The 12,846-nt window shown below is 45.6% G+C and carries 8 protein-coding genes; 3 read left to right on the top strand and 5 right to left on the bottom strand.

Annotated features, from left to right (window positions below; all coding sequences use genetic code 11):
• The first annotated feature begins 76 nt into the window (after positions 1–76).
• The 3 genes from AAY47_RS10555 to AAY47_RS10545 all read left to right on the top strand — a co-directional run bounded on the left by AAY47_RS10555 (position 77) and on the right by AAY47_RS10545 (position 6,636).
• A complete protein-coding gene (locus tag AAY47_RS10555) occupies positions 77–919 on the top strand; it encodes a DNA methyltransferase (RefSeq protein WP_083446800.1) in 843 nt (280 codons plus the stop codon).
• 10 nt (positions 920–929) lie between these two features.
• Positions 930–4,109 carry a type III restriction-modification system endonuclease gene (locus tag AAY47_RS10550; RefSeq protein WP_047769627.1) on the top strand — a complete coding sequence of 1,060 codons (3,180 nt, stop codon included), beginning with the start codon at positions 930–932 and terminating at the stop codon, positions 4,107–4,109.
• 208 nt (positions 4,110–4,317) lie between these two features.
• Positions 4,318–6,636, top strand: a complete 2,319-nt coding sequence (locus AAY47_RS10545) for an FdhF/YdeP family oxidoreductase (RefSeq protein WP_047769624.1) — start codon at positions 4,318–4,320, stop codon at positions 6,634–6,636.
• A gap of 411 nt (positions 6,637–7,047) precedes the next feature.
• Here the strand turns inward: AAY47_RS10545 and AAY47_RS10540 are convergent, their stop codons facing one another.
• The 5 genes from AAY47_RS10540 to uxuA all read right to left on the bottom strand — a co-directional run bounded on the left by AAY47_RS10540 (position 7,048) and on the right by uxuA (position 12,837).
• On the bottom strand, positions 7,048–7,680 hold the full coding sequence (locus AAY47_RS10540) for a bifunctional 4-hydroxy-2-oxoglutarate aldolase/2-dehydro-3-deoxy-phosphogluconate aldolase (protein WP_047769622.1): 633 nt from the start codon (positions 7,678–7,680) through the stop codon (positions 7,048–7,050).
• The gene (locus AAY47_RS10535) at positions 7,646–8,656 is read right to left on the bottom strand and encodes a sugar kinase (protein WP_083446799.1); all 1,011 of its coding nucleotides are present in this window, start codon (positions 8,654–8,656) and stop codon (positions 7,646–7,648) included. The genes AAY47_RS10540 and AAY47_RS10535 overlap by 35 nt, the downstream gene beginning before the upstream one ends.
• A 3-nt stretch (positions 8,657–8,659) precedes the next feature.
• Positions 8,660–10,093: a glucuronate isomerase gene (uxaC, locus tag AAY47_RS10530; protein ID WP_047769620.1), complete on the bottom strand. Its 1,434-nt coding sequence runs from the start codon at positions 10,091–10,093 to the stop codon at positions 8,660–8,662.
• 17 nt (positions 10,094–10,110) lie between these two features.
• Positions 10,111–11,586, bottom strand: coding sequence for a fructuronate reductase (locus tag AAY47_RS10525; protein ID WP_047769617.1), 1,476 nt, complete (start codon positions 11,584–11,586; stop codon positions 10,111–10,113).
• A 66-nt stretch (positions 11,587–11,652) separates the two neighbouring features.
• Entirely contained in the window at positions 11,653–12,837 is a 1,185-nt protein-coding gene (gene uxuA / locus AAY47_RS10520) for a mannonate dehydratase (protein ID WP_047769615.1), read from the bottom strand.
• Between the last annotated feature and the right edge of the window lie 9 nt (positions 12,838–12,846).

Here is a 12,846-nt window from a genome sequence, read left to right as displayed (position 1 = left end):
GCTAATTAGATCACGTTATTAACCCTTATTCAATAGGTGTTAAAAAGTATGCTCGCGCCCTGAGGGACAGCAGGTTATTGAATTTTTCTTTAAACCTAATGGTGTTCTTCAATATGTTAAGAAGAGGGGCACTGAACATCCAAAAACAATAATAACAGATTTTACAACGAAGCAAGGAAGTAAAGAGGTTGAAGCCCTTCTACGTTCATCTGTTTTTGATTATCCCAAGCCAACAGGATTAATTGAGCACTTAATGAAGGTTATGGATAGTGAAGATATCATTCTTGATTTTTTTGCTGGAAGTGGTTCTACCGGTCATGCGGTATTAAAACAAAACAAGAAAGATGGCGGCAGAAGAAAGTTTATCTTGGTTCAATTGCCTGAGCCTGTCTCAAAAAATGCGGGCGCAACAGCGTATTGCACTCAGGAGTTAATACCCGAATTGATTTCCAGAATTGCCCTAAAAAGAATAAAAAAAGCCATTTTAGAAGAAGATAAAACGCAAGGTGTTAAGTTTTTCAAATTAGATCAAACAAATATTCACTCTTGGGATGCTGATTTTGAAAACTTAGAACTTGTTCTGCAATTAGCTGCTAAATCTATCAAAGATGACCGCATACCTGAAGATGTACTTTACGAGATCTTGTTGAAATATGGTTTAGAGCTGACCGCACAAGTGGAAGAAACTACAATTGAAGGCAAAAAAGTCTTTGTCATTGGCACAGGTGCCTTAATAGTTTGCCTGGACGATGATATCACTGAACAGGTGGTTGAGGGGATCGCTAAACTAAAAGAAAAACTCAATCCTGAAAATACCCAAGTCGTTTTTAAAGACCAAGGCTTTGCAGACAGTGTCGTCAAAACCAATGTGATTCAGATCCTGAAGCAGTATGGTATCGACGATGTGAAGAGCATTTAAGGTGATGGTGATGAAGATTCAGTTTAGATCGGACTTATCACACCAAATCAATGCGATTGAAGCTGTTTTAGGTGTGTTTGGAGGGCAGGAAACATTTCAATGCAATTTTACTGTCGCTAATAAGATGTTGGTTAATCAGCAATTAAATATCTTTGGTCAAAACAGCGACCTCGGGGTCGGAAATGCTCTTACCTTATTGCCTGATGAGATTTATGCCAACACACGTAATGTCCAGTTAAAGAATGGCTTGCCACAGGTTGAAAACGCAAAGCAAGAACTACCAAGTCTGGATTTCAGTATTGAGATGGAAACAGGGACAGGTAAAACCTATGTGTACCTGCGTTCTATCTTTGAACTCAATCAGCGTTATGGACTGACAAAGTTCATTATCGTGGTGCCGTCCATTGCGATTAAGGAAGGCGTCTACAAATCACTGCAAATCACTGAGCAGCACTTCCGTGAGCAGTACAAAAACGTCCAGTATGACTATTTTGTTTATGATTCATCAAAGCGCGAACAGGTTCGTAACTTTGCTACCAATGATTACATTCAAATCATGGTGATCAATGTTGATGCGTTCAGTAAGTCATTTACCGATCCGACGAAGGAAACTACGGCAAATCTGATTCATCGTACCGATGACAGATTGAACGGGATGAAGCCCATTGAATTTATTCAGGCTACTCGTCCAGTCGTTATTATTGACGAACCACAGTCAGTTGTATCAACGGCAAACCGAAAAGAAGCGATTAGCAGCTTGGCGCCGCTGTGTACATTCCGTTATTCGGCCACGTTGGAGGAAGCACCGCACCTGCTGTATAAGCTCGACGCTATTGATGCCTATGAGCGCAAACTGGTTAAGCAAATTGAAGTTGCTTCGCTGGATGTTAAAGACGGACATAACCAGGCCTACGTCAAACTAGTGAGTGTAGATAATAAGAAGTCCCCCATTTCTGCCAAAATTGAAATTGATGCTCAAACGCGCACAGGCAAGCTGCAACCCCGTAAGCTAATAACCATCAAAGATGGTCAGATCAATGATTTATTCGAACTTTCGGGTGGGCGTAGTGTTTATGAAGGCTATATCGTTAACGATATTTATTGCGAAGAAGGTAATGAGTATATTGATTTTACCAGTCGCGATGAGATTGTGCGCCTTGGGCAAGCCATTGGCGAAGTGGATTCGGAGGACTTTAAGCGCATTCAAATAGCCAAAACTATCGAAGAGCACCTGGAAAAAGAGCTGAAATTCTACCACAAAGTAACAACGGGCTATGACAAGATCAACCACGCGAAAATCCTAAGCCAGAAAGGTGTTAAGGTGCTGAGTCTGTTCTTTATCGATAAGGTTGCTAACTACCGTGGCTATGCCAAAGATGGCGTTCCTGTTCAGGGTAAGTTTGCCAGGTGGTTTGAAGAAGAGTGTGCCAGGCAGGTTAGAAAGCCTAAATATCGTGTGTTGTACCCAAGGGTCTGGGACAAAGATGGCGATAAATACACGATTAACGAAATAGCGCTGCAAGAACTCACTCAAACAGTGCACGGTGGTTACTTTGCACAGGACAAGAAAAAAGATATTTCTGGCAATCCTCAGTTCGCTGACTCGAAGCTTTCAGTTAAAGGCGAAGGGGGTAAAACTACGGCTGATGAGTCAGCCTATAATCTGATCATGAAAGACAAAGAAAAGCTTCTATCTATGGACGAGAAGCTGCGCTTTATCTTTTCACACTCAGCACTGAGAGAAGGCTGGGATAACCCAAATGTTTTCCAGATCTGTACGTTGAATGAAACCAGCTCAATTACTAAAAAACGACAGGAAATCGGTCGTGGCCTACGTTTAGCCGTTGATCAATCTGGTGAGCGCGTGCCTTATGGTTTTGAGGTAAATACCCTGACCGTTATGGCAAATGAATCTTATGAAGGCTTTGTTTCTGAGCTGCAAAAAGAGATTGAAGCAGAGGAAGGCATTAAATTTGGTGTGGTTGAGTCTCACCAGTTTGCCAACATTGTTGTTTCTGGCGAGTTGGATCAAAAGACCTTCTTGGGAGCGAAGAAGTCGGAAGAGATTTTCCAGCATCTTTTGTCCCAAGGTTATATTGATGGCAAAGGCAAGATTCAGGATACACTAAAAATTGCTATGAATAACAATGAATTGAATCTGCCTTCCAGTGTCTCTGAACATGCTGAAGCCATCGTTGCTACACTGAAGAAGTTGGTAAAGGGCCTGAACGTGAAAAAACACGAAGAAAAGCGCTCTATAGCCTTGTGTGAAGATACACATGGTAAGCAGGTTGTACTGAGTGAAGACTTCAAGGCCCTTTGGGAGCGTATTAAATATAAAACAACTTATCGTGTTAATTTTAATATCAACGAACTGGTTGAAAACTGTATCAAGGAAATTAGAGCGAACGTGGTAGTTGCCAGTGCCAGGTTCCAGTACACCAAGGTTAAGGTTGCTGTCACTGAAGCTGAACTGGAAACCTACGATGAGAAAACCAAGATTCAGTATTATCGTAATCGCAACTTCCAGTTGCCAGGTATCGTAACTTATCTGACCGATCAGACCCATCTGACCCGCCAGACAATTATTGACATTCTGCTAGGTTTAGGCGATAAGCTGGAAGCCTTCAAAAACAACCCGCAACGTTTTATCGAATTAGCGGGTGAAGTTATCCGTAAACAGATGCGTATTGTCATTGTAGATGGCATTAAATATCACCGTATTGGTGACAAGGCATACTATGCTCAAGAGCTTTTCCAGGAAGAAGAGCTGACTGGCTACCTCAAAGATATGGTGAAAGCTGAAAAGTCGGTATATGACTACATTATTTGCGATTCAGATACCGAGTTTAACTTCGCTGAAAAGCTAGAACGCGCTGAAGAAGTGAAGATTTATTCCAAATTACCATCCTGGTTCAAGATTGATACTCCGCTGGGTAGTTACAATCCTGATTGGGCAGTATTAATTGACACAGGTGATGGAACGGGGGAAAAGCTTTATTTTGTGGTTGAAACGAAATCAAGCATATTCTCAGCTGACCTGCGTGAAGCTGAAAAGGCCAAAATCAAGTGTGGTGTTGAGCATTTTAATGCATTAAGTAAAGACGCAGATGGCAAAGAGGTGTCTAACGCTGCTAGGTTTGTTAAAGCTGATAACTTTGATACGTTCAGTGCTAATTTTGGATCTTAATGGCATCTAAGGGCACTAGCAATAGTGCCTATATACTTGGCAAATAGTCCGGTTTTTTCGTGACATAACCACGGAATAATTATCACTATAGGCAGATAGGAGTATGATCACATCGGCGGTAAACCGCCAATGAATGAAATCGACGTGACGGGTTCACCTGTAGATATGTGGCCCGATGCTGGCTACGACATAAAAAATAGAGATTTTTATGAAATTCAAATCAAAAATAAAACCTTACCATGCGGCGGCGGGTGGTTGGGGTTCACTGGAGGCAACAACCCGTTTTGTCTTTGATAGTAAACAAGCACTGAAAAATATAGTTAACCTGATGCGCATGAACAAGCCCAGAGGCTTTGATTGCCCCGGATGCGCATGGGGAGATGACAACAAAAGCCTGTTTAGCTTTTGTGAAAACGGTGCCAAGGCAGTCACTTGGGAAGCGACTCGTCGGTATGTTGATCGGCAGTTTTTCGAAACCCATAGCGTTAGTCAACTCTACCAACAAAGCGATTATTTCCTTGAATACCAGGGAAGAGTGGTTGAGCCGATGAGCTATAACCCGCAGACGGATCATTACGAGCCGATCCGTTGGGATGAGGCTTTTGCCCTGATAGCCAACCATATTCAGGCGATGGATAACCCCAATCAGCTTGAACTATACACTTCGGGGCGAGCCAGTAATGAGGCTTCGTGGCTGTACCAGTTGTTTGGCCGTGTAGTGGGAACCAACAACTTCCCAGATTGCTCCAATATGTGTCATGAAGCCAGCGGTTCCGGTATGTTGGCAAGCTTAGGCGTTGGGAAAGGCACTGTTCGGCTGCAAGATTTTGATCATGCCGATGCCATCTTTATATTTGGTCAAAACCCCGGGACAAATCACCCACGAATGCTGCATAGCTTACGACATGCGGCTGAACGCGGCGCGCGCATCGTCACTTTTAATACCCTGCATGAGCGCGGTTTGGAACGTTTCGCTGATCCACAAAAACCGCTTGAAGTGATCACCCCAATGGCGGGTGAAATTAGCCATCGTTACTATCAACCGAAACTTGGTGGCGATATGGCTGCGGTACGAGGGATAGTCAAGGCACTTTTAGCAACCCATAACGCCCTGCTGGCTGAGAGCAAATCAGGTATTTTTGATCTGGCATTCATTGCCACTTACACCCACGGCGTGGAGGCTTATTTGCAAGAAGTGGTTGCAACCGAGTGGTCATTGATTGAAGAGCAATCGGGATTGACCGAAGCACAACTGCGTGAAGCGGCAGCCATTTACCAGAATGCCGGGCGCGTCATCTGTACCTGGGCAATGGGGATAACCCAACATAAACACTCTTTGGTTACGGTGCGTGAAATCGTCAACCTGCAATTGCTTTTTGGACAATTGGGTAAATCGGGCGCAGGGCTTTGTCCGGTACGTGGACACAGTAATGTACAGGGTAACCGGACGATGGGAATTAATGAGAAACCGGGCAAACTTTTTTTGGATAACATGGCTGCTCATTTTGGTTTCGAGCCACCCCGTGCTCATGGTCATCATGTTGTGGAAGCGTTGAGTGCCATGTTGCGTGATGAAGTTAAGGTTCTGATCGCATTGGGTGGGAACCTCGCAGCAGCGGCTCCGGATAGCCCACGAACAGAAGCCGCACTCAGGCATTGTGATTTGACGGTACACATCAGCACAAAATTAAACCGGAGTCATCTTATTACCGGTAAAAAAGGCGCCTTGATTCTGCCGGCATTAGGGCGCACTGAACGAGATATTCAGGCTACCGGCGCACAGTTTGTGACGGTAGAAGACTCGTTCAGCATGGTTCATGCCTCAGAGGGCGTAAATAAGCCATTATTTGATAGCCAGCGTTCTGAAACAGCGATTATTGCCGGTATTGCTAATGCGACAGTCGGCAATACCACAACCATTAACTGGTCGGAATTAGCGGGAGATTACAATAAAATCCGCGATCATATTGCAGCGACTATTCCCGGGTTTGATGATTTTAATAAAAAATGTGAACACGCTGGTGGCTTCTATCTTGGCAATGCTGCGGCCGAATTACGTTTTGCAACACCGAGCAAAAAAGCCGAATTCAGTCATGCACCGTTACCAAAAACGCGGTTCCCACAAATTGAAGGCGCTGATGTTCCTTTCACTTTGCAAACCTTGCGTTCGCACGATCAATATAACACCACGATTTATGGGCTGGATGATCGTTATCGCGGGGTTTATGGTCAGCGGGAAGTGTTGTTTATGAATGAGGAAGATATTGCCCAATTGGGCTATCAGGCCGGTGATTTGGTCGATATCGAAACCGTATGGCATGACGGTATTAAGCGTAAAGTTTCCGGCTTTAAGTTAGTGCCTTATGCCATTCCGCGCGGGAACCTTGCTGCTTACTACCCGGAAACCAACCCATTAGTCCCAATGGACAGTGTTGGTGATGGGACTGGCACGCCAACTTCAAAATCTGTACCGGTGAGATTATCCCTTACTGAACTGAATGGATTTGAGCCTCAGCGCATTGTATAAGGCGTTTATGGTTCTTTTGTTTAATAGTCACCACAAATATGTCGGTTCAGGTTCGGTTTTTGAAAATTCATTGAGATTTGTATTCATTATTTTAAGAAAGACGCCCCCAATCAGGAGGCGTTATCATTTTCGTTCTAACGCATTTGCTCTCTGGCTGACCTGTTTTGCTTATTTTTTCGCTATCTCGCCTATCCAATTCCGCCAAAATACGCTCAAGTTGCTGATCAACATCAGCCGTTTTCTTATCCTTGAACAAGAACAGGGCACAAGTGGACGATTTTCATCGGGTCGGTTTGATTGGAAACGCCTGCCTGCGAATAACGGGCGGCATAGATCTTGCCTCTATACTGTTCAGGGGTGGCTTTTTTTATCTCCTTCTGTCGTTCAACGGGATCATGCAGGATCACAATCTCACAACACGTCCACCAACTCCACCGCCTCCCTTGCTAATTTACCCATCGTTCGCCACTCTTTATCTCGGATCAACTGTGGGCTGACCATCCAGGAACCCCCACATGCCACAATTTGTGGGATAGCAAGGTAATCGAGAATGTTCTTAACACTGATCCCACCGGTTGGCATGACGTGTAACTGTGGGTACGGAGCGAGTAGTGCTTTAATCATCGCAATGCCACCCGAGGGTTCAGCCGGGAAAAATTTGACAAAATTGATGCCTGATTCCAGCGCTTGTTCAATCGTGCTGGCGTTATTTACGCCGGGAATGATAGGAATACCGATTTGCTGGCACGCCTGAACGGTGTTTGGATTAAACCCGGGTGAAACAATAAACTCTGCCCCCGCTGCTTTTGCCTGACGTACGTGTTCACGATGAAGCACGGTTCCCGCACCGATCAGCATATCTGGCCGCGCCGCTTTTAGCAGGCTAATTGCTTCGGCGGCACTCTCGGTACGAAACGTGATTTCAGCCACAGGCAGGCCGTTGTCTGCTAACGCGTGACCAAGGGGAATGATATCTCTGGCCTCTTCAATCGCTATCACAGGCACAATTTTAATCTGACGCAGACGTGCCATTATCTCTTGCATTATCATTCTCTCCGATTTCGTTCAAATTAAAAAAACGCGCGATAACTTCTTGTGTCGCCGCCGGTGGCACAATCGCCCCTTTATGCTGGATCACAACCCCTGCGAGCTGATGCCCCATTAATGCTGAATCATGAATGGATTTCCCATTTAACCGCCCCACGATAAAACCCGCATTAAACGCATCGCCTGCCGAAGTGGTATCAACGACAGAGGTAACAGGTTGCGTCTTAATATGTTGTGTGGCATTGCAGCCGCTTAAGTCACGATAAAAACAGCCCCGTTCACCCGCTTTGATAATGGCATGTTTAACCCCGATTCTTTTCAGGCGGTTAACGCTCTCCTCAATTGACGTGTCTCCCCAGAGACGAGCTTCGTCATCGTCAGTCACTAACGCAATATCAGTGATGGCATACATTTGCTGATAACACTCACGGGCTTGCGTTTCATTTTCCCATAAGGCCGGGCGGTAATTACTGTCAAAGAAAATCAATTTCCCTTCAGAAGCTAACTGTTTCAAATCAATTAACAGCAACTGGCGATCATTTTCGGGCAAAATAGCCAGGCTGATCCCACTGAGGTAGAGCACATCCATATTCCGCAATTGTTGGCGCAACAGGGGATAATCAGGATGGCGCAAGAGATAACGCGCCGCCGAGTTATCGCGCTGGTAAAGAAACGTGCGTTCACCTTTTTCATCGAGCTGGATCAGGTATCGACCGGGCTGATGCGCGTTATCACGCAACACGAGCGAAGTATTAATGCCTTCTTGCTGCCAGCGTGAGATCATGCTTTCGCTCAAAGGATCCGTGCCCATCGCCGTGACGAAATGGACATCAAGTGTATCGCCGCCAGCGCGAGCCAGATAAACGGCACTATTTAGCACGTCACCGCCATAATTTTGTGTCATGGCACCACATGGCGTGCCATTTAGCTCAATCATCCCTTCGCCAATCAGGGCAATTTTCCACATCTGCATATTTTAATCCTTTACAGCCTGAAAATAACGTTCAGCATTATTGAAGCAGATATCCTGAACTATCTGCCCCAGCATTTTTTCATCATGGGGAATTTCACCATTTTCGACCCAATTTCCCAGCATATTGCAGAGAATGCGCCGAAAATATTCATGGCGGGTATAGGATAAGAAACTGCGTGAATCTGTCAGCATACCGACAAATTGGCTTAATAAGCCTAATTGGGAAAGTTGCTCTAATTGACGCTGCATACCGTCTTTTTGATCGTTGAACCACCAGCCCGATCCAAATTGGATCTTGCCCCTAATACTTTTATCACCCCGATTCCCGCCCTGAAAATTGCCGGTCATAGTTGCGATCACTTCGTTATCACGGGGGTTTAAGCAATAGAGAATAGTCTTTGGTAATTGGTCTGTTTTATCCATTTCATCCAGCAAGCGAGATAATGGGTAAGCGATAGGATTATCCCCAATGGAATCAAAGCCGCAGTCTGGCCCTAACCGATTAAACATACGCGTGTTGGTATTGCGCAAGGCACCAATATGCAGTTGCATGACCCAGCCGCGTTTTGCGTACTGCTTACCTAACCAAACCAGCACCGCTGTCGTAAATTGGGCTATTTCTAATTCGCTGAGTAATTGCCCCTGTCTGCGCGTTTGCAAAATGCCATCTAACACTTTTTCGTCAGGTATCGGCGCGTAACGCAACTGTTCAATACCATGATCTGATGCCACACAACCGTGCTCCTGAAAGTGTTCGAGACGGCATTCTAATGCCTGCAATAAATCGGCAAAACACCCGATAGCAATATCGGCGGCTTCTCCTAATTGTTCGAGATAGTCACAAAAACCCGACAACTCAATTTTGAAGACTTTATCCGGACGCCAGCTTGGTAATACTTTGATAGTAAAGTCTTTATCTTTGGCGATCTGCTGATGATATTCGAGAGAATCAATAGGATCATCCGTTGTTCCTGCCATGCGTACCTGCATTTGCTGCATAATGCCACGGGCAGAAAATTCATCTTGAGAGAGTTTCTCGTTCGCCTCATGCCAGATAGCCTCTGCGGTGTCAGGCGCAAATAATTTTCCGCGAATGCCAAAGGGGCGCCGCAATTCCAGATGAGTCCAGTGATAAAGTGGATTGCCGATTGTCAGCGGAACCGTTTTCGCCCATGCGAGGTATTTTTCATAATCACGGCTTTCAGCACCGGTAATCAGCGCCTCTTCAATCCCTGCCGCACGCATCGCACGCCATTTATAATGATCGCCCTCCAGCCAGATTTGACCAAGATTGTGGAAACGGCGGTTTTGCGCAATCTCTTTGGGATTGAGATGACAGTGATAGTCATAAACCGGCATCAACGCCGCGTAATCATGATAAAGGCGACGGGAAACATCATTATTTAACAGGAAATCTTCACACATAAAGGTTTTCATTACGTTTTCCTCTATGCTCAAAGGGCCGCAACCGCCTGGCGTGCGCCAACATTGAGTAAGTTCTGATAGGCTTTGGTGACGTGATCGACAAAATCACGGTTTTTTACCAGTTGCTTGCCGAAGATCGATTCAATTGCTAATAGCTCTTTCACCACATCTTCCACCACAGCAACAGAATGACCATATTGGGCAAAAATCGCCGCAAAGGTCTCTTTTAATGGATCACGCACATCAATCGGTTGACCTTGTTCATCCACGCCACTGATATAACGCATCCAACCCGCCACACCGAGCGCTAAATGGCGATAATCACTTCCCCGCAAAAGGTGCCATTCAATGGAATCGACCATGCGCTGGGGCAATTTCTGACTGCCATCCATCGCAATTTGCCAGGTCTGATGTTTTAACGCGGGATTAGTGAACCGTTCGAGCAAGTTATCCGCATAGGTCACTAAGTCGATGTCTTCTGGCATCGACAGTGTCGGGACCTGTTCATTCAGCATTAATGCATACACGGCCCGACGATAATCGGCATTTGTCATGGTATCGGAGATATGCGCATAGCCGCCCAAATAGCCCAGATAAGCCAGAAATGAATGAGCGCCATTTAACATGCGCAATTTCATCATTTCAAAGGGCACCACATCATCCACAAATTGCGCTCCGGCCCGATCCCAATCCGGGCGACCATTGACAAAATTATCTTCAATTACCCATTGACGGAAAGGTTCACAGGCAATAGCACAAGGATCTTCAACGCCCAGCCGTTGAGCAATTTCAGTTAACGTTTCTGGTGTGGCTGCCGGCACAATACGATCCACCATCGTGCAGGGAAATGTCACCTGATTTTCTATCCATTGTGCCAATTTTTCGTCCTGCAAACGCGCCAGACCTAATACGGTCTCACGGGCAACATGCCCGTTTTCCCGCACGTTATCGCACGACAAAATCGTCACTGCCGGAAGGCTTCGTTCAAAACGCAATTTTAATGCGGCCGTGATATAGCCGATGGCTGATCTTGGCACCACAGGATTAGCAATATCTTTAATAATTAATGCATTATTGAGATCTAAACGGCCTGTCGCAGCATCGGTACAATATCCTTTTTCAGTTATTGTCAAAGAGATGATTGCGACATCAGGATCGGCCATTTTTTCAATAATCGCTTGAACGCCATCAATTAATGGATGCATCCCCTCTTTCATCGAACCAATCATTTTTAATGTCATTCCATCCGGCCCTTTCTCGGCAACGGTATAGCGCATGGACTGTTTTTTAAGATTTTTAATCAGTGAAGCATCATTGAGCATCAGATTAACTTCACAGAATCCCCAATCACTGTCTGTCTGCTCTAATACATGATGTGTATAAAGCGCCTGATGCGCCCGATGAAATGCACCGCACCCTAAATGCACAATACGGGAAGTCAGGCGTTCGGTTGTCCAGCCAGGGCATGGGACAGAAGTTATTGCATTGACAAGATTTTTTTCCATAATGGACTCACCAATAAGCGGTAGTGAGTGATATTTATCCACTACCATGTAGGGTTAGCTCAGCAACTATTTTGGGTAAAATGCGCGATGAACACCCAATTCAAGGCCACGAATTTCAGCCAGCCCTTTCAGACGGCCGATTGCCGAATAGCCGGGGTTCGTTTTCTTTTTCAAATCATCAAGTATTTGATGACCATGATCAGGCCGCATGGGGATCAGGTGATTTTCACCCGCCGCCAACCGGCGATGTTCTTCTTCCGCAACCGCTTTGATCACTTCATACATATCCACATCCCCCGCCAGATGTGCCGCTTCATGGAACGTGGATGGGTTTTCTTCACGTACGGTTGAACGCAAATGGAGAAAATAGATACGGGAACCCAATAATTTGATCATCTTCACCAAATCATTATCCGCCCGCACGCCGTAAGATCCGGTGCACATTGTGTAGCCATTGGCGTTGCTGTCCATCGTTTCAGCTATCCAGCGCATATCTTCTATCGTAGAAACAATGCGTGGCAGGCCCAGGATTTCACGCGGTGGATCATCAGGATGAACCGCCATTTTGATCCCGAGTTCTTCCGCAACCGGAATGATCTTTTGCAGGAAATAAGCAAAGTGTTCACGCAATTTGGCCTTATCCATTCCGGTATAACGTTTTAGCTGTTGGCGAAATTGTTCTAAGGTATAGCCTTCCTCTGCACCAGGGAGACCCGCAATGATCGTCTTTGTCAGTTTTTGTTTTTCTTCTGCTGTCATTGCAGCGAAGCGTGATTGTGCTTGCACAATTTCATCTTCGGAATACTCTTTTTCTGCGCCACAACGTTGCAAAATGTGGATATCAAAAACCGCAAATTCGATTTGATCAAAACGCAACGCTTTTGAGCCGTCAGGTAATTCATAGTCGAGATCAGTACGTGTCCAATCCAGAACCGGCATAAAGTTGTAGCATACTGTTTTGATCCCGCTGGCAGCGAGGTTACGCAAGGTGTGTTGATAGTTTTCGAGCCATCGGTCGTACTCTCCGGTATGCGTCTTGATATCTTCATGAACGGGAACACTTTCGACCACCGTCCACTCAAGTTGATTGGTTTCAATCAGTGCTTTACGTTGCGCTATTTCCTCGACAGGCCAGACTTCGCCGTTAGGAATATGGTGCAACGCCGTTACCACTCCTGTTGCTCCTGCCTGACGGATATCCGCTAATGAAACAGGATCTTCCGGTCCATACCAACGCCAGGTTTGTTTCATAACTCCCCC

Origin of the sequence: Xenorhabdus griffiniae, assembly GCF_001028135.1 — a bacterium.
GTDB lineage: Bacteria > Pseudomonadota > Gammaproteobacteria > Enterobacterales > Enterobacteriaceae > Xenorhabdus > Xenorhabdus bakwenae.
The sequence above is the reverse complement of the archived record's forward strand: the minus strand, read 5'-3'. Positions and strand labels throughout refer to the sequence as shown.